Origin of the sequence: Streptomyces sp. NBC_00513 (assembly GCF_041431415.1) — a bacterium.
Classification (GTDB): Bacteria; Actinomycetota; Actinomycetes; order Streptomycetales; family Streptomycetaceae; genus Streptomyces.
Genome location: NZ_CP107845.1, coordinates 6,777,861 through 6,800,460, shown reverse-complemented (window position 1 = coordinate 6,800,460; position 22,600 = coordinate 6,777,861). Strand labels below are relative to the sequence as shown.

The window sequence follows — 22,600 nt, the reverse complement described above, 5'->3', positions numbered from 1 at the left end:
GTCATCGTAGGCGGCGTCGGTGTCAGCAGCCCCGCCGGTCCACCGTCAGCATGCCCTGCACCGTCGTGAGCGTACGGTCGTAACAGCCCCCGGGCGTCTGCGATCCGTACAGCCGGTACCGCGCCGTGGTGGTGGCCACCGCGTGGCGCTCCTCGCGCGGGACGTTCGCGGTGTAGCTCGCGTCGCCCGTGTACCGGTCGTCGAGCCGTGAACGGTCGATCTCCCGGCCGCCGCGCAGGACGACGGTGTCGGCGCGGTCGCCGAGGGAGAGGACCGTGCGCAACCGGTCCCCGGCACCCAAAGTGGTCTCGCCGTCCATCGTGTACGCGCGTGCCGTGCGGGTGGTCGTCGGGCCGCGGGTCACGCTCTCCCGGTCGGTCCACTCGGCGGTGAGGGCGTCACGGCTCTCCCCCTCGGTCCAGCGGTGCGTGGAGGCGTGCCGGACGGTGCGGGTGACGGTGGTGACGACCCGGCCGTGGGAGGTGTCGAGGTGCCCGGCGACGGTCAGGCCGTGGCCGCCGTCGGTGTCCAGCCGGTGTTCGGCGCCGGGGGTCCAGCGGGAGGAGCCCGTGGGGGCGACCTCCTCGTGCCGGGTGAGGGCGCCGGTGACGACGGCCCGGCCGGCGTCCTGCCAGAGCAGCAGGTTGGTGGGGGTGCTCCAGCCGGCCTGCCCGGCCGGGACGCCCGCCACGGACACCTCGATCCGGTGCGGGCGACCGTCGTTGAGGAGCGCCGCGTAGGGCGTCAGGTCGTAGCGGATCGGCTGCACGTCGAAGGCGCGGGGGCCGGGGGTCACGTACCAGAGGAAGGGGTTGGACCAGCCGCCGGTCCAGACGGTCGGAAAGGGGGCGGCGAGACCGGCGAGCTGTCCGTCGACGAGGACGCGGACCTCGCGGTGGGGGCCGCCGGCGGCCTTGCAGGAGTAGGGGGCCGCGTCCGGGACGGTCAGGTACCAGTACTCCTCGCAGCCCCCGCCCGAGCCTGTCGCGTACACCTCCGCGAGCAGGCGTTCGGTGTTGCGCGGGGTGGTGACGGTGGGGGTGGTGAGCGGGAGGACGCGGTCCGGGGTGTCGGAGGCGGGTCGGGTGTGGCCGTCGGAGGCGTGGAAGGTGAGGGTGACCTCGACGTCGATGACGCCGGTGTAGGTGTCGTTGACCACGTTGCCGATCAGCATCTCGACGGGCTGCGGACGGCTGAGGGTGTCCCGGTAGTGGGTGACGTCCTTCTCCACGGACCAGGTGATGCCGTCGGGCGAGGGCTCGGGAGTGGAGGTGCGCAGGATCTCCACTCCGCCGACGGTGAGGTTGCCCAGGCGGTCGTACTGGCGGCCCTTGACCTTGCCGTCGAGGCGGAGCACCACCTTGGCCCAGTCGCCGCGGCCACAGCCGCTCGGGGGCGTGTAGTCGCCCCGGTAGGGGGTGAAGTCGACGAACCGGGCCTGTGCCAGGGTCACCCGGCAGGACCGGGTCGACGGCCGGGTGATGGGCGGCCCGGGTGTGAGCGGGTCGTGCCAGTCGGTCCCGAACTCGGCGGGAGGCTCGGCCCCCGCGGGTACGGGCGCGGAGGCGGGTGTGGCCGGGGAGGCGGGTGCGCCGAGGGATGCGGGCGCCGGGGGCGGGGCCGCTGCCGCCGGTGTCCCGGCGGCGGCCAGGCCGGCCGCGGCGAGCGCGAACGCGCCGAGCAGGCCCGTGATCCTGTGTCGTCTCATGGGCCCGAAGTGAAGCCCGGCCCGACCGGGCGCCGCCAGGGCCGCCGGCCCGATGGTGGCCGGTTCTCGCCCTCGCCCCGCACGGCACGGGGGGTCCCGGCCGGGTGCGGTCAGGCCTGGTGCGGGCAGTACGTCGCGCCGTGCGGGGCCCGGCGTAGGCGGCGGCCGGACGGGCGTCAGCGGCGGGAGTGTCCGAAGAGGATCCGGTAGGCGACGAGCAGCACGAACGAGCCCGCGATGGCGGAGCCCCAGGTGGCCGCGTCGAAGAACTCGTTCTGGATCGGCCGGTCCAGGAACCTCGCGGAGAGCCAGCCGCCGGTGAAGGCGCCCGCGATGCCGATGAGGGTGGTGATGATGAGGCCGCCGGGGTCGCGTCCGGGCAGCAGCAGCTTGGCTATGCCTCCGGCGAGCAGCCCCAGGATGATCCATCCGACGATGCCCATGGTCGTTCACTCCGCTCCGGTCGCGCGATGACGCGTGCGTACGCGTTTCTCACGAGGGAGGACGCACCGCCGGCCGAAACGGTTCTCCGCTGGTCAGCCACGCCGCACCCGGGCCGCGCACGCGACGGTGACGACGGCGGCCGCGGCGGCGCCCAGCGTCATGAGGCCGCCGCGGGAGCGGTAGGAGAGGACGGAGAAGGTCGAGCACGCGGAGAGCGCCGAACCGACGCTGAGCCAGGATCCCGACGAACCCAGTGACAGGGCCGAGCCGATCGACGCGCCCGAGAGCGCCGAGCCGATCGAGGCGACCGACAGCACACTGCCGACGGAGCCGATGGAGAGCACCGAGTCCACCGAACCGATCGACAGCACCGAGTCCTTGGACCACAGGGAGAGGAACGACCGCTCGATCATGCCGGTCATGCTGCCACATGCCGGCTCGGCAGGGCGGTGGGCGCGGAAGCCTGTGTGCCGGGCGTCGTCCTGGTGAGCAGCATCACCCCGCGGCCGGCCGCGAAGGCGCCGGCCACGGCGAGGACGATGCCCGCGGCCCCGCCCTGGAGGCGCTCGCCGAGCAGGACCATGCCGATCGCGGCGGCGGCGAGCGGGTTGGCGAGGTTGACCACGGCCAGCGGCGCCCCGAGCCCGCCCCGGTAGGCGCGTTGGGACAGCAGCATCCCGCCGACCGCGAACACCACGACGAGCAGGGCGACCGCGATCACCCGGACGCTGAACAGGGCTCCCCCGCGGCCTCCCGCGACGGTGACCGTCTGGGTCAGGGCCGAGGCGGCGGCGGAGGCCAGCCCGGACGCCGTCGCGTGCCGCAGCCCCGAGCGCACGTCGCCGCGGACCGTCAGCAGCATGATCACGGCGGCGGTGGCGCCCGAGACGGCCAGCGCCTCGGTCAGGGTGAGCGTGTCGTCGGGGGCCGGGCCGGAGGCCGGGAGGAGCAGCAGGCCGAGTCCCGCGACGGTGGCGAGGGTGCCCCGCCATTCGGTGGCCGCCACCCGCCGGCCGGCGCCGCGCGCCCCGAGCGGTACGGCGGCGACGAGGGTGAGGGCGCCGAGCGGCTGGACGAGGGTCAGCGGCCCGTACCGCAGCGCGGCGGCGTGCAGCAGCGCCGCGGCGGCGTTGAGTCCGGCCGACCACCACCAGGCACCGTTGCCGAGGAGCGCGCCGGCGCTGCGGGCGACGGCGGCGCGGGCGAGGCGTTCCTGGGCGACCGCGGCGGCCGCGTAGGTCACGGCGGAGGCCAGGCAGAGCGCGACGGCGAGGGCGGTGGCGTTCATCGTCCGGCTCCCGCGGTCGCGGGGACGTTCACGGCCGGGTCCCCGTCCGCGCGGGCGGGGAGGTCCGGGCCGGCGGCGGCCCGGGCCGCCGCGGCGGGACGCCGGACGGGTCGCGGTGCCGACGGACCCGCCGACACCGGGCCCGGTTCCGACGCCGGCTCCCGCGCCGACAGCGCGTGCGGCTCGGGGACCGGTCGCGGGACGACCAGCAGCGCGGCCCCCAGCAGCAGGGTGGCGACGATCGCGTCGAGCCAGTAGTGGTTGGCCGTACCGACGACCACGAGCAGGGTGGCCAGGGGGTGCAGCAGCCAGAGGATCCGCCACCGCGACCGGGTGGCGGCGATCATCCCGAGGGCGAGCATCAGCGCCCAGCCGAAGTGCAGCGAGGGCATGGCCGCGAACTGGTTGGCCATGGTGTCGGCGGCGGGCGCGGCCCGGTAGACGGTGGGCCCGTACACCTGCCCGGTGTCCACGAGGTGCGCGGCGTCGAGCATCCTCGGCGGCGCCAACGGGAAGCTCAGGTGGATCGCGAGGGCGGCCCCGGTGAGAACCGCGAGCACTCGGCGGGTCCACAGGTAGTGGCCGGGGCGGCGGAGGTAGAGCCAGACGAGGAAGAGCGCGGTCGCCGGGAAGTGCACGGCGGCGTAGTAGGTGTTCGCGACGTGTATCAGGGCGTCGCCGTGCAGGAGCAGCCGCTGTATCGCGCCCTCACCGGGCAGGTGCAGGACGCGTTCGGCGTCCCAGATCCACGTGGCGTTGCGGAAGGCCTCGTCGGTGCGGCCCGTCGAGAGTGTCCGGCCCGCCTTGTAGACGGCGAAGAGGCCCGCGACGAGCAGCAGTTCGCGTACGAGTCTGCGTCGTGCCGCTCTCGAACCTGCCGGTGGTGGGTCCGCGGGTGTGGTGTGGGAGGTCATCCCCCGGTCTCGCTTCCTGTCCTCGGCGCACGGCTGGGTTCGGGGCTCGTCCGGTCAGGGCCTCGCCGTACATCGACACGCCAGTGTATCGATACATTCGCGTATCGATACGCCGGTGTACCGATACGCCGGCGTAGCCGTACACTCGAACCACGCCGGACGGCAGAGCGAGCCGCCCGGGCCCGCAGCACGCCGCCGAGGAGGGCCGCATCCATGACGTCGACCCCGTCGACCACCGCGCGTCGTTCCAAGATCAGCCCGGAGCGGGTGCAGGAGTTCTACGACGCCGTGCTGGAGCAGCTACGCGAGCACGGGTACGAGGCCCTGACCATGGAGGGCGTCGCCGCGCGCGCCTGCTGCGGAAAGTCCACGCTCTACCGGCAGTGGAAGACCAAGCCGCGGCTCGTCGCCGCCGCGCTGCGCGCGAACCGGCAGGGCACCCTGGCGGCCGTGGACACCGGGACCCTCGCGGGCGACCTGCGCGAGGCCGCCCGGATCGCGGCCGGCACCTCCGGCCGGGACACCAGGCTCTCCCAGGCGCTCGGCCACGCCGTGCTCGGCGACGAGGAACTCCAGGCCGCCCTGCGCGAGGCCCTGGTGGAACCCGAACTCGCGGCGTTCGACGCGATGGTGGCGCGGGCGGTGGCGCGGGGCGAGGTCACCGCGAACCATCCGGCCGTGGAGTTCCTGCCGGCCCAGCTGATGGGCGTCCTGCGGATCCGGCCGGTACTGGAGGGGCGGTACGCCGACGCGGACTATCTGGTGCGGTTCGTCGACGCGGCCCTGCTGCCCGCGCTCGGCATCACCCCCGCCGACGCGGCGACCGCACCCGGCACCACCCCCTGAGACAGGCGGGCCGCCGTCCCCGATGACCGGGCGGCGACCCGCCCGCGCTGCCACGTGGGGACGGCGGCAGCGCGCCGGCCGGACCGGGCGGCGGGCACTCGCACGACGAGTGACCGCCGCCCGGTCTGAGCGGCCGATTCACGTCAGGAGCGGGCGGCGCCCATGATGCGGGTGAACTCCTCCGGCTCGGTGTCGAACCCGTACTCGCGCGCATCCAGCGACCAGCCGCCCGAGGTGTCGCGGACGAACTCCGCGACCGTGGCCGCGGTGGATCCGGCGACACCCTCGAAGTCGGACTCGGCGAGTTCGGTGTAGCCCTCGCGGATCCGCAGTCCGGTACCGGCCACGGAGGCGAAGGTCTTCGTGCGGGCGCCCTGCGGGCCGGGGTCCTGGATCACGACCCCCACCACCACCCGCACCAACTCGGTCGACATGCGGTTCAGTTCGACGGTCATCACCTCGTCGAAGCCGAAGCCCTGCCCGGTGTCGCTGTCCCGGTCGAGGGTGATGGTGCCGTCGGGTGCGCGGCTGCCGAAGTGGACCAGGTAGACGGGGTCGCCGTACGGATCCGTCGCCCCGTAGACCGCGGCCAGTATGTCGAGGTCGTGCGCGGGCGCACCGGTCGGGCTGGGGTCCCACCGCAACGCGATCTCCACCTTGGCCAGGCTCTTGCGTATTCCGCTCATCGAACTCCCCCTCCGCGCACCGGGCATTGCCCGGCCATGCTGTCACGCGGCCGCGATCACCGCGTCGACGACCGAACGTTCCAGGCCAGTCGGGCTCCGCCGGCGGCGGGCGGTCGGGGCGGCCGGTCGGCCCCCGCCGCCCGTGCCGGCTCGCTACCAGTCGCCGTCCTGCACGGGCTTGCCCGGGCCGGGTGCGTTGCCGAGCGGATGGGTCTGGGACGGGGTCGGGGGGACCCACGGGGCGTGGTCGTCGCCGATCCAGTCGCCGACCGGCTTGACCGCGCCGAGGGTGTCGGTGGCGGGCAGGTCGGTGCCGCTCTCGTCGTAGTGGTCGAACCACGGCAGCCCGGCCCTGGTGTAGGCGGCCCGGTCGACCGGCGAGGGCGGGGCGGGCTCGCCGGTGATGCGCCGCCACTCGGGCGGGGTCACCAGGTGGACGAAGACGCGCGCGGCCGGCTCCTCGGCCCAGTCCGACAGGGGCCGCGTGTCCTCGTACACCTCCTGGCGCATGGAACCGCCCACTCCCAGGCCCATCGCGGGAGCCGATCGCGCCGGGGCCGCGGCCCGAGGGGCCATGGGCGCGCTCCCCGGGGCCGCCGGAGCGCCCGCGTACCCGCCGAAGGAGGACGGCATCGGCGGCGGGATGAGCCGGGCGCGCTCCTGCTCCCGCCAGAGCCGCAACGGCTCGGGGCCGAGCGGGAACGCCTGGAGCTGCACGCCGCCCGTGGTCTCCTCGCCGGTGACCTGTCCCTCGACCGTGGCGCCGAGGCCGAGCGGCACGGCGACGAACTGACGCACCGTCCCCTTGCCCGAGTTGATCCCGTCCAGCCACGGCTGGCGCGGGAGCACCACGTAGTTCTGCGGGCGGTGCGCGAGCCGTCCCGTCCAGCGCTCGCCCGAGACGGCGCAGACCTTGCCGACGCCGACCTGGAGCGCCGCGGGCTCCCGGGTCCCCGCGAAGCTCAGCCACATCGCCTCGCGCAGGTAAACCGGCAGCATCACCCCGCCCTTGGCGAGCCACTCGGGCGGAACCGTGTCCGGGTGGTCCTCGACCCGTCGCAGCGGGAACTCGCCGAGGCCCGGAGGGAGCCCGTGGGTACCCGATTCCGGGAGGCGCAGGGTTCGGATGAACCTGATCTGCGCGCCGTCACCGAGCTGCAGCGCGTTCCCGTTGATCCTTACCGAACCGTTCGCCACGCCGATCCCCCTTGTCCGGCTACGCCCCGGATCGACCGGTAAATCTTTGGCCGAACCGGATTGTTACCCTCAAGTTTTCCTCAGATGTAGTGACGGTGTGCCCGCCACCTTCCTAGCTTCCTCATACACGTGCGCGACGACCCCGCGGTTCCGCGCGTGCCCGGACCCTTACCGGCTCCGCTCCCCCGCCACCCCGTACCGACCCAGGTACTCCGCACGACACCGTTCGCCCCCGTTCCCGCGTGATCCGCGTTCCCGAGGAAAGAGTGCAGCATGAAGGTTCCCAAGGCCGGTGCGGTCGCCGCAGTGATCGCCCTCGCCGTCACCGCCTCCGGGTGTGGCGGTGACGACCCCAAGGAGCCCATCGGCATCGGGATCAAGTTCGACCAGCCGGGGATCGGCATGCGCGAGCCCGACGGCACCTTCACCGGTTTCGACGTCGACGTCGCCACGTACATAGCGAAGGAGCTCGGCTACAAGCCGAGCGAGATCGAGTTCAAGCAGGTCTTCAGCTCCGACCGGGAACTGCTGATCCAGTACAACGAGGTCCAGTTCGTCGCCGCGAGCTACTCGATCAGCGACAAGCGCAAGGAGAAGGTCGACTTCGCCGGCCCGTACTTCATCGCACACCAGGACCTGATGGTCCGGGCCGACGACAACAGCATCACCAAGGCCGAGGACCTGAACTCCAAGAAGCTCTGTTCGGTCACCGGCTCGACCTCCGCCGAGAACGTCAAGAAGAACCTCGCCCCGAAGGCGAGCCTGCTGGAGCTCGGCAGCTACTCGGAGTGCGTCGTCGCCCTTCAGGCGCGCGAGGCCGACGCCATGACCACCGACAACTCCATCCTGGCCGGGTACGGGGCCCGGAAGGAGTACGCGGGCAAGTTCAAGCTGATCGGGTTGAACCTCAGCAACGAGAACTACGGCATCGGCATCAAGAAGGGCAACGCGGACCTTCAGCGCAAGATCAACAGCGCGCTGACGAAGATGGTCTCGGACGGCTCCTGGGACGCGGCCGTGAAGAAGAACTTCGGCCCCGCGAACTACAAGAGCGAGCCCGCCCCGCGGGTCACCTCGGGCAACTGACACGCGGCGGCGCCGGGGCGGGACCCCGGCGCCGAAAGGTGTGGCCCGCGCACGGCCGATCACTGGCCGATCACGCGCGGCCGGCCCGGCCCGAGCCGCCCACGGCGGGCCGGGATGCGGGGGCCGGCGCTCCCGTGCGTCGGACCGGGCGCTCCCGTGCCTCAGACCACCGGGGCCTTGCCGCGCAGCACGGTCAGGAACTCCCTCATCCAGGCCGAGTGGTCCGGCCAGGCACGGGCCGACACCAGGGTGCCGTCCACCACCGCCTCGGAGTCCTCGAAGTGCGCGCCCGCGGCCTTCATGTCGAGTTCCAGGGCCGGGTACGCGGTGACCCGGCGGCCCTCCAGGGTCCCGGCGGCGGCGGTGATCAGGGGACCGTGGCAGATCTGCGCGATCGGCTTGTCCGCCTCGGCGAAGGCGGCCAGGATCCGTCGCACCTCGGGATCGTTGCGCAGGTACTCGGGCGCGCGCCCGCCCGGGACGACGACGGCCTCGTAGTCCTCCGTCACCACGTCGGCGAAGGCGATGTCGGCGGGCCAGGTGTAGCCGGGCTTCTCCGTGTAGGTGTCGAACCCGTCCTCGAAGTCGTGCACCACGAAACGGAGTTTCTTGACCGCCGGGGCCGCGATGTGGACCTCGTAGCCCTCCTCGCGCAGTCGCTGGTAGGGGTAGAGGACCTCCAGCGACTCCGCGGCGTCGCCGGTGACGATGAGGATCTTCGTTGGCATGGGCTGCTCCCGGTGGGGATTTCGCACGGTTCGGGCCCTCGCTACCGTGCCCTCGCCCCACCGCGGACAAACACAAGATCCGCACGCCGGACACATCCCTTTAACCTGTTGGGCGCATGACAATGTCAGCCTCGCTCTGCCACCTGACACCCCGCCAACCGCCTTGGCGGGGACGGTGCGTGATGGAGAGGCATCCCCCACGTCATGAGAATCTCCCGATTCGCCCCCTGTGCGGCCGGCCTCGCGGCCGCCTCGCTGGTCCTCATACCGGCCACCGCCTCGGCCGGCTCGCAGCGGACGGCGGCCCCCCACGCCGACGCGCCCGCCGCGGCCGGCGCCGCCGCGGCCTACGACGACTACTACGCCCCGGCGCAGGGCAAGACCGGCGCCGCGCTGAAGACCGCGCTCCACGGCATCATCAAGACCCAGACCAAGGTGTCGTACGACGGCGTGTGGAACGCCCTGAAGGTCACCGACCAGGACCCCGCCAACCCGAACAACGTCATCCTCGTCTACTCGGGCCGCTCGCAGTCCAAGACCTCCAACGGGGGCGGCGCCAACGACTGGAACCGCGAGCACGTCTGGGCCAAGAGCCACGGCGATTTCGGCACCGCGACCGGCCCCGGCACCGACCTGCACCACCTGCGTCCCGAGGACGTGACGGTCAACAGCACCCGCGGCAACAAGGACTTCGACAAGGGCGGCAGCCCGGTCTCCGAGGCCTCCGGCAGCTTCACGGACTCCGACTCCTTCGAGCCGCGCGACGCGGTCAAGGGCGACGTGGCCCGGATGCTGCTCTACATGGCCGTGCGCTACGACGGCGAGGACGGCTTCGCGAACCTCGAACTCAACGACAAGGTCAACAACGGCTCCGCCCCGTCGATGGGCCGGATCAGCGTGCTGAAGCAGTGGAGCCTCCAGGACCCGCCGGACGCCTTCGAGCAGCGCCGCAACCAGGTCATCTTCGACACGTACCAGCACAACCGGAACCCGTTCATCGACCACCCGGAGTGGGTCGGCTCCATCTGGTGACCGATCCCGGCAACCATGACGTCCTCCGGGGGTTGACGCCCGTCAGGCCGGGTATTCGCAGGCCACAGGCTGCGTTCCGCGCCCGACGGCGGCAGCCGACGGAGGTACGTCGTCATGGGTGGAGCCGGACTTTCCGATCACGAACAGCGCGCCCTCTCCGAGATCGAGGCCCAACTCAAGGGTGATCGGTCACTGAACCGTCGACTGCGCTCCGCGAGCCTGAGGCAGCGGATCGTGGCCGCCTGCGGGCTGGGCGCGCTGACCGTGGCCCTCCTCATCGCGGCCGCCATCACCGTGGCACAGCCGCTGATCTGGTCCTTCGCGGCCGCCTGGATACTCACCGTGGTCATGTCGCTGCCGCTGATCGGCCAGTGGGCCCGGCGGCGATGGCAGCTGCGCGACCACACGCCCCGGCGGGAGCCCCAGGACCCGCAGAGCCGCTCGGGCCCTGTTCACTGACTGCCGAGCTGCTGTCCCCGAACGTCCGACCGCCGAGTTCACTGGCTGCCGAGCGCCATCCACTTCCCCGGGTGGTCCAGGGGGGCGAAGCCGACCTTCGCGTAGACCGCGTGCGCGTCGGCCGTGGCCAGCAGGATCCGCCGCAGGCCGTACGGCTCCAGGTGGTCCCGGACCGCGGCGGCCAGGGCGGTGCCCAGGCCCTTGCCCCGGGCGTCCGGGGCGATGTAGACGTCGCACAGCCAGCCGAAGGTGGCCCGGTCGGTGACGACGCGGGCGTAGCCCAGCTGGGCGTCCGAGGCGCTGTCGTACAGACCGAAGTTGAGCGACCCCGCGATGGCCGCGTCCTGCTTCTCGCGGCTGCGGCCGAGCGCCCAGTAGGAGTCCTCGGACAGCCAGCGGTGGATCAGCGCGGCGTCGAGCCGGGCCGGGTCGGTGGATATCTCGAAGCCGCTCGCGAGGGCCTGGTCCGTGGTCCGGAGTTCGTCGTTCATGGACCGATCCAATCAACGCGGACCGGTGTTGGCCAACGGGTTCAGCGGAGCCCGTCGGCGAGCGAGCGGAACGCGGCCCAGTCGAGGCTCGGGGTCCGGGAGTCCCAGAGCTTCTGCGACACGGCGGCCAGCGGGAGCCGGATGCCCTCGGCCACCTGTGCCTGGGTCTGGGACCCGGCCAGGTCGGCCCAGACGGCGAGCCGGCCGCCGAGGATCTGGTCGTCGTACGAGGCGGGGACGGGAGTCGTGCCGCGCAGGACCAGCGGGGTCCACTGCTCGTAGATCCGCCGGCCGGTGGGGTAGGCGAAGTCGTTCGGCTGACCCAGGACGTAGTACAGGTACTCGTCGTTGAGGTTGACGACCTTGCGGCCTTCGCGGAGGTAGGCGAGGGGAGGTCGGGCGCCGAGCTCCTTGCCCGTCCAGTACTCGACCTGGAGGTCCTTGGCGGCGGGGACCACTCCCCCGGCGAAGAAGCCGTCGTTCCAGGCCTTGAGCGTCTTGCCCGAGGGGCGTACGACGGCGGCCCGGTCGTTGAGCCAGCCCGCGGCCAGGTCCTGCACCCGCGCGGACGGCCCGTACCGCTGTCGGGCGGCGGCGGCGAGCTGCGGGAAGGAGGCCTGCGGGTCCTTGACCACCAGGGCCTGGTACTCGTCGGCGCCCAGGTGCCAGGCGCCGCCGGGGAAGAGCGGGATGTACTCGCGCAGGAGCTCGTCCACGAGCTTCGCCGACGCCGGGTTCGATATGTCCACGGCGCCCTTGACCGGGCGCCCCCGCACGTCGCGCAGCTGAAGGTCCGGGTGGGCGCGCAGTACGGCGCCGAGGTGTCCGGGCGAGTCGATCTCGGGGACGACGGTGATGTGCAGGCGGGCGGCGAGCGCGGTGATCCGGCGTACGTCCGCCTTCGTGAGGTGCGGGGTGGAGACGATCTCCGGGTGGGAGGTGGACTCGATCCGGAAGGCCTGGTCGTCGGAGAAGTGCAGACCGAGCTGGTTGAGCTTGAGGTCGCCCATCTCGCGCAGCCGGTCCTCGATCCAGTCGGGGGTGAAGTTCTTGCGCGCGATGTCGAGGTTGAGGCCGCGCTGCGGCTTGGCGGGGGCGTCGCGCACCGTGCCCTCGGGGGCCTTGCCGGCCGTGCGTATCTCCTGTTTGAGGGTGCGCGTGCCGTAGAAGACGCCGGCCTCGTCGGGCCCGGTGACGCGTACCCGGCCGTCCCCGACGGTGAGGGTGTACGACTCGGGCGCTCCGGAGTTCTTCGCGCCCAGCGCGAGTTCCACGTCGCCGGGGCGCGGGGCGGCCGTCTGCGTGAAGCCCATCTTCAGTTCGCCGGCGAGCAGCCGGCCCTCGTCGGACAGGGCTGCCGCGTCGGCCGGCCGTACGACGACCCGGGCGGCCGGCGCGGGCTTCCAACCGGGGCCGCGGGCCGGCGCGTGTTCCCGGACGGCGGGGACCGTGCGGGGCGCCGTGGACAGCGGGTACGACGGCTCGGGGCTCGGTTCGGGGGTGGGCGGCGCCGACGGGGGCGGTGCGCCGGGCGTGGTGCCGGTGGCCGGCGGGGTCTGTGCCCCGCGGGCACTGTCCGAGCCGGCCGAGCATCCGGGCAGGACCAGGGAGACCACGGCGGCGACCGTTGCCGTCGCGATGGCCCGACCTCTCCAGTGCCTCGTCGATTGCCGCATCATGCGCTCGTGTCCCCCGTACCCAACCTGGCACGGGGGACACGGGCTCGCGACCCGGGAGGGCTCAGACCAGCGCGGCGAGGGTCTCCAGCGCGGCGACGGCGAAGCCGTGGTCCTGCTCGGGGGCCCCGCCGCCCACGCCTATGGCGCCGATCAGCCGACCGTCGCGGTGCACCGGAAGGCCTCCCGCGATGAACAGCAGCGGCCGGTCCAGTGCGGTCGGCAGGGTGTGGAAGGGGGCGCCGGGCTGGACGGCCTCGATGAGGTCGGCGGTCGGGACGTTCAGCTGGAGGGCGGTGTACGCCTTGCGGGTGCTGGTCTCGCCGGAGATCAGGACGGCCCGGTCGTCGCGGCGGAAGGCCAGCGGGTGCCCGCCCGCGTCGAGAACGGTGACGCTGACGGTGACCCCGGCCTCCTCGGCCGCGGCGCGGGCGGCGCCGAGCAGCAGTTCGGCGTCCTCGGTGGTCAGCGGGGCGACGGCGGTACGGGTGGCGGTGGTGGTGCCGGACATGGGGGGTGCTCCTGGGGTGTCGGGAATCGGTCGGCCGGTCGGTCGGCTGGCCGGTCGGGGAAAGCGGGTTCAGTGGTGTGCGGGGACGGCCGTCTCGGCGGTCGCGGTGGCGACGACCCGGCTGCCGGCCGCGCGGGCGTTCGTACGGCGCTCCAGCGCGCCGGAGACGACGGCGAGGACGAGCGCGGAGGCGGCGAGGGCGGCGCCGACCCAGTTCGGGGCGGTCCAGCCGAGGCCGGCGGCGAGGACGAGCCCGCCGAGCCAGGCGGCGAGGGCGTTGCCGAGGTTGAAGGCGCCGATGTTGACGGCGGAGGCCAGGGTGGGGGCGCCGGCGGCCTGGTCGAGGACGCGCTTTTGCAGCGGGGGCACGGTGGCGAAGCCGAGGGCGCCGATCAAGGCGATGGTGACGGCGGCGCCGAACCTGTTGTGGGCGGTGACGGTGAACACGGCCAGGACCACGGCGAGCGCGCCCAGGGACACGTACAGCATCGGCATGAGGGCCCGGTCGGCGAACTTTCCGCCGATGAGGTTGCCCGCGACCATGCCGAGGCCGAAGAGGACGAGCAGCCAGGTCACGGAGGTGTCGGCGAATCCGGCGACGTTGGTCATCATCGGGGTGATGTAGGTGATGGCGGCGAAGACCCCGCCGAAGCCGAGCACGGTCATGGCCATCGCCAGGAGTACTTGGACGTTGCGGAAGGCGGCCAGCTCGTGGCGGATCCGGACGCCCTCGGGGCGGGGCAGTTCGGGGACCATCTTGGCGATGCCGAGCAGACCGAGCACGCCGAGGCCGGCGACGATCAGGAAGGTGACGCGCCAGCCGAGGGTCTGGCCGACGAGGGTGCCGAGCGGTACGCCGACCACGTTGGCGACGGTGAGGCCGGTGAACATCATGGCGATGGCGCCGGCCTTCTTCTGTGGGGCGACCAGTCCGGCGGCGACCACCGAGCCGATCCCGAAGAAGGCGCCGTGGGCGAGGGAGGCGACGACGCGGCCGGCGAGCATGACGCCGAAGGCCGGGGCGAGGGCGGAGATCACGTTGCCGACGACGAACAGGCCCATGAGCAGCATCAGCATGCGCTTGCGGGGGATGCGGGTGCCGAGGATGGTCATCAGCGGGGCGCCGAGGACGACACCGAGCGCGTAGCCGGTGACCAGGAAGCCCGCGGTGGGGATCGAGACGCCGTACTCGCCGGCGACCTCGGGGAGCAGGCCCATGATCACGAATTCGGTGGTGCCGATCCCGAAGGCGCCGATGGCGAGTGCCAGGAGTGCGAGAGGCATGAGGGGGTGCCCTTCAGGGGGAGGTTGCCTGTACTGCCGCTTCACTTGCTGTCGCGGCTTACGTGCGTCCACATTAATTGCAGACGCGGGATATTTGCAAGCGCGGGCTATTGCGGCTGTGGCCTATCCTGGGGGGACCCGCTTCGAAGGAGGAGCCCGCCCATGACCGCCACGGACAGCGCACTCACCGCCCTCTCCCAGGGCTGGTGCGCCCTCTCCCTCCTCCACGGCCGGATCGAGGCCCACATCGAACGCGCCCTCCAGGCGGGCCATGAGCTGAGCGTGCGGGAGTACTCGCTGCTGGACGTGCTCAGCCGCCAGCACAGCGGCCCGGGCGGACACCTGCGGATGCACCAGGTGGCCGACTCGGTCGTGCTCAGCCAGAGCGCCACGACCCGACTGGTCAGCCGGCTGGAGGACCGCGGACTGCTCAACCGCTACATCTGCGACACCGACCGCCGGGGCATCTACACCGACGTGAGCGAAGCCGGACTGACCCTGCTGACGGCGGCCCGACCGACGAACGACACCGCCCTGCGCGAGGCCCTCGACGAGGCCGCGCGCAACCCGGAACTCGCCCCGCTGGTCGCGGCGGTGGAGAACATTCGCACGGTCTCCGCGTAACGCCTGAACGACGAGACCCGGGAGAGACGGCATGGGCCGTCTCTCCCGGGTCTCGTCGTTCAGGGCCGGGCCGCGGCGGCGGGCGCCGCGGCGGCGGCACGATCCGAAGAGCCGGCCGACAGGGCCTAGCCCCGGCTCGGGGTGGGCGAGGACGACGGGGCGGACGAGGGCGGGGCGGACGGGGACGGGGACGGCGGGGGCACCGAGGCCGACCGGGACGGGGGCCTCGGGGAGCCCTTCGGGCTGCTCGGTGTGGCCCTGGGTGCTCCCGACCGGGTCGCGCCGGGGGCCGGAGGTCGCGACACCGGAGGCTCCGCGCTGCCGCCGGTCGGACCGGGCGTCCGGGGCGGGGTGGGGCTGGGCGACTGCTGCGACGGGGACGGGGTGAACTCGGGCGGCGCGGCCGGCGGGACCGGGCGCGGCGGGGCGGTGTCGGGGGTGAGCAGGACGTACGCGGTCACCGCCGCGGCGGCGGCCGCCAGGCCGGCGACGGACCACGACAGCCGTCGCAGCCACAGCGCGGTCGGCGCGAGCCGTCGCAGGTGGGGGCCGGGAGGGGCGGCGGGGCGCAGTGCCACGACGGTCACCTCGTCCGCCCGCGCGGCCAGGGCCTGCCGCAGCCGCCGCTCGACCTGGCGTTCGTCGGCGTCGTACGTCATACCCGTCCCTCCAGAATCCGTTCCAGCGCGTCCAGGGCGCGGCTCGCGTTCGATTTCACTGCGCCTCGGCTGATCCCGAGGGTGTCGGCGATCTCCGCCTCGCTGAGGTCCTCCCAGTAGCGCAGTACCAGGACCTGCCGCCGACGTGGGGTCAGCCGCCCGAGCGCGGCCAGTACCTCGCGGTGCGACTCGGTGAGGACGACGGCGGCCTCGGCGGACGGCATGTCGGCCGTCACGGGCGGGTTCCAGGCGCGGGCGGTGCGTCGGCGGCGCAGCACGGAGCGGGAGGTGTTCACGACGGCGGTGCGCAGGTAGCCGAGCGCGTTGTCCACCTCCTTGATCTCCTCCCCGTGCCGCCGGTAGAGGGCGGTGAAGGCGTCCTGCACCACGTCCTCGGCGGTGGCCAGGTCGTCGACGAGGAGCACCGCGAGGCGGACCATGCGCAGCCGGTGCGCGTGGTACAGCTCGCTGACGGTGGGCGGGGGCGGGGCGTCGCCGTACCCGGTGGTCTCCCGGGCGTCGGTGTACAGGTGCCCGCGCCCGGGCGCCGCGGGGGCGGGCCGGTCGCGGCGGAGCAACAACGCCCACAGGCCCCGCCACGCCCGGCCGAAGCCGGGCGTGAGGGGGCCGACGGTTGGTGCGAGGTGGAGCACGGGGGTCCTCAGTTGGCGGCGCGGCGCCGTACGGCGTACAGGGCGCCGGCGCCGGCGGCCATGAGGCCGACGGCCCCGGCGCCCAGCGCCACGTTGGTCGAAGAGGAGCCAGTATGCGCGAGTTCGGCCCCGTCGGGCGAGGGCGAGGAACTCGGGGCGGCCGGGGCGGCGCTGGGCGTGGCGGTGGGCGGGGTCCCGCCCGGGCTGGTCGGGCGGGAGCTCGGCTTGGCGCTCGTCGGAGCGGAGGGCGAGGCGGAGGGCGGCGTGGCGCCCGGGACGGACGGGGTCGCGGTCGGGGGGGTGCTGGGCCTGGGGGTGGGCCTGGCGCTCGTCGGGGCGGTCGGCGAGGCGGACGGTATCGCGCTGACGGCGGGCGCCGGGGCGGCACTCGACCCGCCCTGCGCGGCGAAGGCCGGGCCGCCCAGGGCGACGGCCACCCCGGCGGCGACCGCGGTGACGGTCGCCGCCCGGCGGGCGGACAGGGTGACGCGCTTCAGGTTCTTCACGGTGGTACTCCACGGTCGTGCGGTCGGGACGAGGACGCGGAACCACGCCCTTCACCCCCGCACGACGCGCGACCGTCGCGGAGGTTGCCGCCGTTTCCGAAAAACTTTTCCGCGTGTGCCGTGAGGTGTTCCGCGTCCGCCGGTTCCGGGGCCCGCCGTCAGGCTCCGCCGGGCGGCCCCGGTGGCCAGGGGACGTCGGCCAACAGCGGGAGCAGCACCTCCTCTTCGTGGTCGAGGTGCGCGTTCAGGGCGTCCGACATCCGTCGCAGCTCGCGGCGGAAGCGCTCCGGTTCGGCGAGGGCGAGATCGCCCAACAGGGCGACCAGCGCGCCTTGGAGACGTGCGACCGTGCGGTGCTCCTCGCGGAGCCGGTCGAACACGTGGGACAGGCCGGGGTGGTGGGCGGCCATCCCCGGGAACAGGTGCGCGTCCTCGGTGGTGTGGTGGAACTCCAGGGACTGGCAGAAGGCCAGGCACCGCTGCCGGATCTGGAGCCCGAGTGACGGGGGCGGCGGGTCCCCGGGCCCCGAGTGCGCGGCCCGTGCGGCGAAGTGGGCCTCGACCTCGGCGCCGACGTGCCGGAGTTGCGCCCGTAGCCAGGTGTGCGTCTCCAGCAGTTTGTCGGCCAGGGTCGCGATCTCGCGCGGCGCCTGCCAACCGTCGGGTTCGGCCCGCCGCAGTTCGACGACGGGCAGGATCCGGGTGGTACGGGCCTGGTAGTCGGCGTACCCGGGGGACCTGCTCTGCACGTACGCGAACAGTTCGGCGCGCCGGGGTTCCTCGGCGGGGACGGCGAGGGCCTCGAAGCTGTCGGTCCCGAGTTCCACCCGTACCACGGGGTGGGCGAGCAGGTTGTGGTACCAGTCGGGATGGCGAGGGCCGCCCAGGTCGGAGGCGACGACCAGCAAGGCGTCGTCCTGGCGGACGTATCCGAGCGGGGTGGTCCGCTCGGTCCCGGTGCGGGCGCCGGTGGTGGTCAGCAGCAGCAGGTCCGCCCCTTCGAAGGGGCCGCCGACCTTGCCGTGGCGGGTACGGAACTCCTCGATGACGGATCGGTTGAACGGTGTGGGCATGCGGATGTCTTCTCCGGAACGTGGTGGAGGCGGGCACGGCGACGCGGGAGGAGCGTGAGCGGTGCACGGCGCGTACGGCGTGAAGTGCGTGGCGGGAGGCCGGCCACGTGGTGCGGCTCGCGAGGCGGGACGCGAGGGATCGACGACCGCCTCGGGCTGCTCGGCGTCAGATGCGGAGCGCGGAGTGCGAACTCATGGAGTGTCCCCTGAGTGAAGGGTGTTCGCCCGACTGCCGGCCGGCCCACTGCTCTTGGCCGGCGTCACGCGACACCGGTCCTCATTACACGCACGCGGCGCGCGTCTGTCAACGCCGAAGATCGTTTCCGGAGATGCGCCGTGATGCCCCGGAGATGCCCGGTGATGGCCCGGAGATGCCCGGTGATGGCCCGGGCGGGACATCCGGGCCACGCTCATCGGGGTCGGCGCGGCGCCTCGACCGGGAGCGCGACGCCGGTTCAGCCGGCGGGTACCAGGACGACGGCCGTGCCGTACGCGCACACCTCAGTGCCGATGTCGGCGGCCTCGGTCACGTCGAACCGCATCATCAGCACGGCGTTGCCGCCCCGCGCCTTCGCCTGTTCGATGAGCCGCTCCATCGCCTGGTTCCGGGTCTCCACCAGGGTCTTGGTCAGCCCCTTGAGCTCGCCCCCGATCATGGACTTCAGGCCCGCGCCGATCTGGCTGCCCAGGTGGCGGGAGCGCACGGTGAGGCCGAAGACCTCGCCGATGACCCGCTCCACCCGGTAGCCGGGGACGTCGTTGGTCGTCACCACCATGACACCGGTCTGCTCGGCGCCGGGGCCGCCGCCGTAGTCTTCGATTCCCATGCGTCCCACTCTGGATCCGCGGGCCGAGCCGCGCATCCCGGCGGCCGTCAGGCGGGCCGGAGCGTCCACCGGTCGCCCAGCAGCCGGAACCTTCCCGAGGCGACCTCGTAGAAGGACAGGCCCTCCCCCGTGAACGTGCCGTTCGCGGGTGTCGAAGGCGTACGTCTTCGACACGCCCTGGTACGTGGTCGTGCGCACCGTGGGCAGCAGATCGCCCCGGCCGATCCGCGGCCGCCCCAGGCCCTCGGCGCACCGGGCCGGCACGTGGACCGCGTCGTAGGCCTCGGCCGCGTACGGGGGTGCGGGGGCGTTGCCCCGACGCGGCCCGGACGACACATTGGGCATTTCGGGCTAAACGGCGGTGCGTCGCCGGAGCCCGGGGGCGCCGCGTGGTCATAGTCGTCCCTGGCAGCCGCCAGGCTGCCGCCCGGCCCGCCCGTCGCGGTCGGGCGGATGTCTTTGCAGAGGAGCCGGCTCATGCTGAAGCCAACCAGGACCATCCTCGCTCTCGCCACCGGAGGCCTGGTGCTCGGCCTGGTCGGCGCGGGCACCGCCATCGCCGACGAGGGCCCGATGGACGACATGTCGGGACACGAGAAGGTCATCCTCGACGGTCACGACGACTACGACGACGGTGACTACGACCGGCCGCGCCACGCCTGGGGCAAGGTCGTCTCGCGCGGCCCGCTGAAGGTCCGCAGCAAGCCGAGCACCCGCGCGTACGTCCTGGGCAAGGTCAAGCCGCACCGGAAGCTCGCCCTGGAGTGCAAGACCCGCGGCGAGCGGGTCGACGGCAACAACATCTGGTACCTGCTGGCCGACCGGGACCGCGAGAACGTCAACGACGGCATGAACGGGGACGAGGACCTCACGGAGCGCATGAACCACAAGGACCGCAAGGACCGCTGGGTCTCCGCCCGCTACGTCGACAACCTCTCCCCCGTGGAGTGGTGCCGCAACTGATCGGTGACGTCCGCGTCCTGACGGCCGAGGGTCCGGCCCCCGTGAGCGGGGGCCGGACCCTCGGCCGTCGTACGGGCGCTCGTGGTCAGTCCGCCGGGCGCACGCTTCGCGGTCCCGCGCAGCGCGCGCCGTACGCCTCGACGCGCGAGCGCAGTTCCCGGTCGGCCGTGACCACGACGCGGTCCCGCCCCGCGTGGGCCGCGACGAGTTCCACGATCCGGTCGTCGCCGCTCCCGGGCGCGGAGTCCACGCGTACCCCGGGCACGGACTCGACGCCCCGGGCGGCGCCTTCGACGACCAGGACGATCTCCTCGCCGGCGTCCCGTTGCGCGAGCCGGTCCCGCAGCCGCTCGGCGGCGCCCCGACGGTCGCGCCACCAGCCGTCGGGGACGGACCCGACGACGTTCGCGCCGTCGACGATCAACACGGTGCCGGTCGCGTTCACGGTGGCCGCCCTCCGTCAGAAATCGCCGTAGTTGACCTGCCAGGTGGGCAGGCCCATCCGCCGCCAGACCGCGACCACCCGGTCCCGGTCGTCGAGCGAGACGCGTACCGCGTAGCGGTGGCGCACGTGCGCGTCGAACAGCTCGGCCTTGACGACGTCGTCGCGGCGGGTGTCGCCGGCAGCACGCATCCACAGCTCGTCGTAAGGCACCTGGTGGCGCCGCAGCCAGGACTCCGTCTGCGGGCGGTGCTCCTCGCCACGTCCGGACAGCAGCACGATGACGTCCCCGTGGGCCCGTCGGAAGGCGTCGAGCGCGCCCCGCACGGACTCGTTGAGCCGGTCGAGTTCGCAGCGCGTGAAGTCGTAGGGCCCCCGATCCCCGATCAGGGCGAGCGTGCCGTCTATGTCGCACATCACCGCGGAGGGCAGCTCCGGGTCGGCCACGTACGGCTCGACGGGGGGCTGGTCGTTGAGCCACTCGGCGGTGAGCTTCCAGCCGCCCTTGCGGGACTTGGCGTGCTTGTCGGCCAGGATCCGGATGATCTCCTCGCCGACCTGCCGCTCGCGGGCCGCGTCCCGACGCAGGCACTCCTCCAGCGGCACGTCGGTGAAGTCGTGCACGACGAAGGTGGCGCGGCCCCCGACGGCGGCCTTGAGGCGCTTGGGGATGTTCGGGGTGAGGTGGGTGTTGTCCACGACCACGTCGAAGCCCCCCTCGACCGCCGCGCGCAGTGCCGCGTCCTGGATCTCCAGGACGGTCTGCTCGTGCTTGTACGAGTGGCCGCGCCCGTGGTCGTGTCCGTCGAGCATGCCCCGGAGGTCGTCCAGGTTGACGCGTCGCATCCGGCCGCCGGACTCCGCTTGCAGGGCGCGCGCGGCGGTGGTCTTGCCGGATGCGGGCAGGCCCGTCATGACGTGGACCACGGGCAGGGGACGCACGGGCGGCGCGTCGGCCGCCGGGGGCCCGCTCGCCGCCGGGCCGGGCCCGACGGCCGACGGCACACCGGCCGAAGGCCGGGTGACCGAAGGCCGGGTGACCGTAGGCCCGATGACGGGGGACCCGCTGCCGGCGGGGCCCGCGGCCGACGACGTGGGCGCCGGCGAGGCGGTGGCCGGCCGCCCGGTGGTCGGGGTGACCGGCTTGCCCGCCGTGGCCGACCTGGCCTGCGCGGGCACGGCCCGCGCGGGCACGGTCGGTGCGCCGTCACCGGGCCGGGGCGCGCTCTCCTCGTCCGTCAGGAAGGGGACGGACGCCTCCGGTCGCAGGGAACGCCAGGTGACCAGTTCGGTCGACTTCCCGTCGAGCCGCAGGAACATGGTGGAGCGCAGGATGCCGGCGGGCAGCTGCTTCGCGGCGCGCGCGAAGGCACCCCGGTCGGCGGCCAGGTGGGCGAGGCTCGCGAAGGCCTCGTCGATGGTGCGCTCGCGCTCCGCCGCGGCCTCCTCCAGCCGGTCGATCACCTTGCGGACCCAGGCGTCGAACTCGTCCGGTACCTGCGCCAACAGCGCGTCGAGCGGCTTCCCGCCCCAGGCCTGGAGGTCCGCGACGGTGCACTGCAGGCCCTGGGCCAGCTCCTTCGCGGACAGGCCGGCGAAGCGCTGGACGCCGTAGTTGCGCCAGATGTCCCGCTCGTTGACCCCGGTGAGCACCCTGTGGAGGCGCACGTACTCGGCGATCTTGGCCTTGGCCCGGACGCCCGACGCGAAGCGCAGCACGTACCCCTCGGCGTCGGTGCCGGTGGACGTGCCGCCTCCGAGCAGCGCGTTGGCCTCGGTCAGTGCGACGAGTTCGGCGAGGGGCATGGCGGGCCACACCTTGACGACGGCGCCGACGGTCCCCCAGTGCGCGGCGGCCTCGGCGAGGGGCACCTCGATGCCGTCCGCGCCGAACGCGGCGAGGAGCACGAGGTCCCGGCGCTCGCCGTAGTCGACGACGATCCGGTTCTGCGGGTACAGGATCTCGGCGAGGTAGGTCACGCCCGGCACGAGCGCCGAGGTGTCCAGGCCGTCGAGCCGGCGCTGCGCCCAGGTCGCCTGGGCGCTGATGAAGGAACCCTTGGACGCGACCCGCCAACGGTCGGCGTAGTGGAAGACCACCGCCAGGCTGCCGTCGACCTTGTCGTAGACCTCGAACGGCTCGTCGGGCAGCGCGGGGGCGTACGGTTGGCCGGACTCGTGCTCGCCGACGTTGAAGAACTTCGGCAGCGGCAGGGCGACGATCCGCCCGGTGGTGTCGTCGGCGACGAGACCGCGGCAACGCCTGGTGACCTGGTTCCAGACCTGCTCGTACTGCGCGGTGCGCGTGTACGTGTAGATGGACAGCGGCAGTTCGGGGTGCGACTTGCGCGTCACGTACCCGGCGTCGATGGCCGCCGCGAGATCCTGGGCGGGCAGCAGTGCGTGAAGAGTCAGGTGATCCTGGCTCATGGGGTTCCTCCCGGTTCGAGATGCCGCATTCTCTCGTGCGGGAGACCTGCGCCGATAGTCAATTATGGCCGGA

The 22,600-nt window shown here is 73.1% G+C and carries 25 protein-coding genes; 6 read left to right on the top strand and 19 right to left on the bottom strand.

The features are described 5' to 3' along the window. Positions 1–22: 22 nt before the first annotated feature. The 5 genes from OHA84_RS30775 to OHA84_RS30755 all read right to left on the bottom strand — a co-directional run bounded on the left by OHA84_RS30775 (position 23) and on the right by OHA84_RS30755 (position 4,354). Positions 23–1,708 (bottom strand): peptide-N4-asparagine amidase, encoded by a 1,686-nt coding sequence (locus OHA84_RS30775; RefSeq protein WP_266968712.1) that lies wholly within the window; start codon positions 1,706–1,708, stop codon positions 23–25. A 176-nt stretch (positions 1,709–1,884) separates the two neighbouring features. Then, the gene (locus OHA84_RS30770) at positions 1,885–2,151 is read right to left on the bottom strand and encodes a GlsB/YeaQ/YmgE family stress response membrane protein (protein WP_266952480.1); all 267 of its coding nucleotides are present in this window, start codon (positions 2,149–2,151) and stop codon (positions 1,885–1,887) included. A 93-nt stretch (positions 2,152–2,244) separates the two neighbouring features. After that, positions 2,245–2,574: a hypothetical protein gene (locus tag OHA84_RS30765; protein WP_371591501.1), complete on the bottom strand. Its 330-nt coding sequence runs from the start codon at positions 2,572–2,574 to the stop codon at positions 2,245–2,247. After that, a complete protein-coding gene (locus OHA84_RS30760; RefSeq protein ID WP_266952478.1) occupies positions 2,571–3,440 on the bottom strand; it encodes a hypothetical protein in 870 nt (289 codons plus the stop codon). Before OHA84_RS30760 ends, OHA84_RS30765 begins: the two co-directional genes overlap by 4 nt. Then, positions 3,437–4,354 (bottom strand): phosphatase PAP2 family protein, encoded by a 918-nt coding sequence (locus tag OHA84_RS30755; protein ID WP_266968714.1) that lies wholly within the window; start codon positions 4,352–4,354, stop codon positions 3,437–3,439. The genes OHA84_RS30760 and OHA84_RS30755 overlap by 4 nt, the downstream gene beginning before the upstream one ends. 213 nt (positions 4,355–4,567) lie before the next feature. Between OHA84_RS30755 and OHA84_RS30750 the strand changes: the two genes are divergently transcribed. After that, positions 4,568–5,200: a TetR/AcrR family transcriptional regulator gene (locus OHA84_RS30750; RefSeq protein ID WP_266952474.1), complete on the top strand. Its 633-nt coding sequence runs from the start codon at positions 4,568–4,570 to the stop codon at positions 5,198–5,200. Between the two features lie 143 nt (positions 5,201–5,343). On the opposite strand, the gene OHA84_RS30745 is transcribed toward OHA84_RS30750, so the two are convergent. Next, a complete protein-coding gene (locus OHA84_RS30745; RefSeq protein WP_266968716.1) occupies positions 5,344–5,886 on the bottom strand; it encodes a TerD family protein in 543 nt (180 codons plus the stop codon). Positions 5,887–6,039: 153 nt separating this feature from the next. Further along, positions 6,040–7,083 carry a hypothetical protein gene (locus tag OHA84_RS30740; RefSeq protein ID WP_266968718.1) on the bottom strand — a complete coding sequence of 348 codons (1,044 nt, stop codon included), beginning with the start codon at positions 7,081–7,083 and terminating at the stop codon, positions 6,040–6,042. A 273-nt stretch (positions 7,084–7,356) separates the two neighbouring features. On the opposite strand from OHA84_RS30740, the gene OHA84_RS30735 reads away from it, so the two are divergent. Continuing rightward, on the top strand, positions 7,357–8,169 hold the full coding sequence (locus OHA84_RS30735) for a glutamate ABC transporter substrate-binding protein (protein WP_266952468.1): 813 nt from the start codon (positions 7,357–7,359) through the stop codon (positions 8,167–8,169). Between the two features lie 161 nt (positions 8,170–8,330). Here the strand turns inward: OHA84_RS30735 and OHA84_RS30730 are convergent, their stop codons facing one another. Beyond that, positions 8,331–8,897: a DJ-1/PfpI family protein gene (locus tag OHA84_RS30730; protein ID WP_266952466.1), complete on the bottom strand. Its 567-nt coding sequence runs from the start codon at positions 8,895–8,897 to the stop codon at positions 8,331–8,333. A 204-nt stretch (positions 8,898–9,101) separates the two neighbouring features. Here OHA84_RS30730 and OHA84_RS30725 point away from each other — a divergent pair, with 204 nt between their 5' ends. Both OHA84_RS30725 and OHA84_RS30720 read left to right on the top strand, forming a co-directional pair. Continuing rightward, positions 9,102–9,929: an endonuclease I family protein gene (locus OHA84_RS30725; RefSeq protein ID WP_266968721.1), complete on the top strand. Its 828-nt coding sequence runs from the start codon at positions 9,102–9,104 to the stop codon at positions 9,927–9,929. Positions 9,930–10,043: 114 nt separating this feature from the next. Beyond that, on the top strand, positions 10,044–10,388 hold the full coding sequence (locus tag OHA84_RS30720) for a DUF3040 domain-containing protein (protein WP_266952462.1): 345 nt from the start codon (positions 10,044–10,046) through the stop codon (positions 10,386–10,388). Positions 10,389–10,426: 38 nt separating this feature from the next. On the opposite strand, the gene OHA84_RS30715 is transcribed toward OHA84_RS30720, so the two are convergent. From OHA84_RS30715 to OHA84_RS30700, 4 genes are all read right to left on the bottom strand, one after another. Next, positions 10,427–10,879 (bottom strand): GNAT family N-acetyltransferase, encoded by a 453-nt coding sequence (locus tag OHA84_RS30715; protein ID WP_266952460.1) that lies wholly within the window; start codon positions 10,877–10,879, stop codon positions 10,427–10,429. Between the two features lie 41 nt (positions 10,880–10,920). Further along, complete coding sequence (locus tag OHA84_RS30710; RefSeq protein ID WP_371591500.1) at positions 10,921–12,558, bottom strand: glycoside hydrolase family 20 protein; 1,638 nt, start codon at positions 12,556–12,558, stop codon at positions 10,921–10,923. Between the two features lie 61 nt (positions 12,559–12,619). Further along, on the bottom strand, positions 12,620–13,066 hold the full coding sequence (locus OHA84_RS30705; RefSeq protein WP_266968723.1) for a heme-binding protein: 447 nt from the start codon (positions 13,064–13,066) through the stop codon (positions 12,620–12,622). 69 nt (positions 13,067–13,135) lie between these two features. Next, positions 13,136–14,350: an MFS transporter gene (locus OHA84_RS30700; RefSeq protein WP_266952456.1), complete on the bottom strand. Its 1,215-nt coding sequence runs from the start codon at positions 14,348–14,350 to the stop codon at positions 13,136–13,138. Positions 14,351–14,512: 162 nt separating this feature from the next. Between OHA84_RS30700 and OHA84_RS30695 the strand changes: the two genes are divergently transcribed. Beyond that, positions 14,513–14,974 (top strand): MarR family winged helix-turn-helix transcriptional regulator, encoded by a 462-nt coding sequence (locus tag OHA84_RS30695; RefSeq protein ID WP_266952454.1) that lies wholly within the window; start codon positions 14,513–14,515, stop codon positions 14,972–14,974. A 125-nt stretch (positions 14,975–15,099) separates the two neighbouring features. On the opposite strand, the gene OHA84_RS30690 is transcribed toward OHA84_RS30695, so the two are convergent. The 5 genes from OHA84_RS30690 to OHA84_RS30670 form a co-directional block, all read right to left on the bottom strand. After that, on the bottom strand, positions 15,100–15,633 hold the full coding sequence (locus OHA84_RS30690) for a hypothetical protein (RefSeq protein ID WP_266952452.1): 534 nt from the start codon (positions 15,631–15,633) through the stop codon (positions 15,100–15,102). Beyond that, positions 15,630–16,286 (bottom strand): RNA polymerase sigma factor, encoded by a 657-nt coding sequence (locus OHA84_RS30685; RefSeq protein ID WP_266952450.1) that lies wholly within the window; start codon positions 16,284–16,286, stop codon positions 15,630–15,632. Before OHA84_RS30685 ends, OHA84_RS30690 begins: the two co-directional genes overlap by 4 nt. Before the next feature lie 8 nt (positions 16,287–16,294). After that, positions 16,295–16,792 (bottom strand): LPXTG cell wall anchor domain-containing protein, encoded by a 498-nt coding sequence (locus tag OHA84_RS30680; RefSeq protein ID WP_266952448.1) that lies wholly within the window; start codon positions 16,790–16,792, stop codon positions 16,295–16,297. A 158-nt stretch (positions 16,793–16,950) separates the two neighbouring features. Next, complete coding sequence (locus OHA84_RS30675) at positions 16,951–17,865, bottom strand: nitroreductase/quinone reductase family protein (RefSeq protein WP_266952446.1); 915 nt, start codon at positions 17,863–17,865, stop codon at positions 16,951–16,953. Between the two features lie 455 nt (positions 17,866–18,320). Then, positions 18,321–18,692 (bottom strand): YbjQ family protein, encoded by a 372-nt coding sequence (locus OHA84_RS30670; protein WP_053678705.1) that lies wholly within the window; start codon positions 18,690–18,692, stop codon positions 18,321–18,323. A gap of 477 nt (positions 18,693–19,169) precedes the next feature. Here OHA84_RS30670 and OHA84_RS30665 point away from each other — a divergent pair, with 477 nt between their 5' ends. Then, positions 19,170–19,655, top strand: coding sequence for a hypothetical protein (locus tag OHA84_RS30665; RefSeq protein WP_266968727.1), 486 nt, complete (start codon positions 19,170–19,172; stop codon positions 19,653–19,655). 85 nt (positions 19,656–19,740) lie between these two features. Here the strand turns inward: OHA84_RS30665 and OHA84_RS30660 are convergent, their stop codons facing one another. Both OHA84_RS30660 and OHA84_RS30655 read right to left on the bottom strand, forming a co-directional pair. Further along, positions 19,741–20,100, bottom strand: coding sequence for an NTP pyrophosphohydrolase (locus OHA84_RS30660; protein WP_266952442.1), 360 nt, complete (start codon positions 20,098–20,100; stop codon positions 19,741–19,743). Between the two features lie 15 nt (positions 20,101–20,115). Further along, the gene (locus tag OHA84_RS30655) at positions 20,116–22,527 is read right to left on the bottom strand and encodes an AAA family ATPase (protein ID WP_266968729.1); all 2,412 of its coding nucleotides are present in this window, start codon (positions 22,525–22,527) and stop codon (positions 20,116–20,118) included. Between the last annotated feature and the right edge of the window lie 73 nt (positions 22,528–22,600).

What these genes read in the sequence shown, in the direction of transcription:
- OHA84_RS30695 (WP_266952454.1), top strand. Translation starts at nt 14,513, where the DNA reads ATGACCGCCACGGACAGCGCACTCACCGCCCTCTCCCAGGGCTGGTGC.
- OHA84_RS30710 (WP_371591500.1), bottom strand. Translation starts at nt 12,558, where the DNA reads ATGATGCGGCAATCGACGAGGCACTGGAGAGGTCGGGCCATCGCGACG.
- OHA84_RS30700 (WP_266952456.1), bottom strand. Translation starts at nt 14,350, where the DNA reads ATGCCTCTCGCACTCCTGGCACTCGCCATCGGCGCCTTCGGGATCGGC.
- OHA84_RS30655 (WP_266968729.1), bottom strand. Translation starts at nt 22,527, where the DNA reads ATGAGCCAGGATCACCTGACTCTTCACGCACTGCTGCCCGCCCAGGAT.
- OHA84_RS30665 (WP_266968727.1), top strand. Translation starts at nt 19,170, where the DNA reads ATGCTGAAGCCAACCAGGACCATCCTCGCTCTCGCCACCGGAGGCCTG.
- OHA84_RS30715 (WP_266952460.1), bottom strand. Translation starts at nt 10,879, where the DNA reads ATGAACGACGAACTCCGGACCACGGACCAGGCCCTCGCGAGCGGCTTC.
- OHA84_RS30675 (WP_266952446.1), bottom strand. Translation starts at nt 17,865, where the DNA reads ATGCCCACACCGTTCAACCGATCCGTCATCGAGGAGTTCCGTACCCGC.
- OHA84_RS30775 (WP_266968712.1), bottom strand. Translation starts at nt 1,708, where the DNA reads ATGAGACGACACAGGATCACGGGCCTGCTCGGCGCGTTCGCGCTCGCC.
- OHA84_RS30765 (WP_371591501.1), bottom strand. Translation starts at nt 2,574, where the DNA reads ATGACCGGCATGATCGAGCGGTCGTTCCTCTCCCTGTGGTCCAAGGAC.
- OHA84_RS30690 (WP_266952452.1), bottom strand. Translation starts at nt 15,633, where the DNA reads ATGACGTACGACGCCGACGAACGCCAGGTCGAGCGGCGGCTGCGGCAG.
- OHA84_RS30725 (WP_266968721.1), top strand. Translation starts at nt 9,102, where the DNA reads ATGAGAATCTCCCGATTCGCCCCCTGTGCGGCCGGCCTCGCGGCCGCC.
- OHA84_RS30760 (WP_266952478.1), bottom strand. Translation starts at nt 3,440, where the DNA reads ATGAACGCCACCGCCCTCGCCGTCGCGCTCTGCCTGGCCTCCGCCGTG.
- OHA84_RS30735 (WP_266952468.1), top strand. Translation starts at nt 7,357, where the DNA reads ATGAAGGTTCCCAAGGCCGGTGCGGTCGCCGCAGTGATCGCCCTCGCC.
- OHA84_RS30730 (WP_266952466.1), bottom strand. Translation starts at nt 8,897, where the DNA reads ATGCCAACGAAGATCCTCATCGTCACCGGCGACGCCGCGGAGTCGCTG.
- OHA84_RS30745 (WP_266968716.1), bottom strand. Translation starts at nt 5,886, where the DNA reads ATGAGCGGAATACGCAAGAGCCTGGCCAAGGTGGAGATCGCGTTGCGG.
- OHA84_RS30770 (WP_266952480.1), bottom strand. Translation starts at nt 2,151, where the DNA reads ATGGGCATCGTCGGATGGATCATCCTGGGGCTGCTCGCCGGAGGCATA.
- OHA84_RS30670 (WP_053678705.1), bottom strand. Translation starts at nt 18,692, where the DNA reads ATGGGAATCGAAGACTACGGCGGCGGCCCCGGCGCCGAGCAGACCGGT.
- OHA84_RS30755 (WP_266968714.1), bottom strand. Translation starts at nt 4,354, where the DNA reads ATGACCTCCCACACCACACCCGCGGACCCACCACCGGCAGGTTCGAGA.
- OHA84_RS30750 (WP_266952474.1), top strand. Translation starts at nt 4,568, where the DNA reads ATGACGTCGACCCCGTCGACCACCGCGCGTCGTTCCAAGATCAGCCCG.
- OHA84_RS30720 (WP_266952462.1), top strand. Translation starts at nt 10,044, where the DNA reads ATGGGTGGAGCCGGACTTTCCGATCACGAACAGCGCGCCCTCTCCGAG.
- OHA84_RS30705 (WP_266968723.1), bottom strand. Translation starts at nt 13,066, where the DNA reads ATGTCCGGCACCACCACCGCCACCCGTACCGCCGTCGCCCCGCTGACC.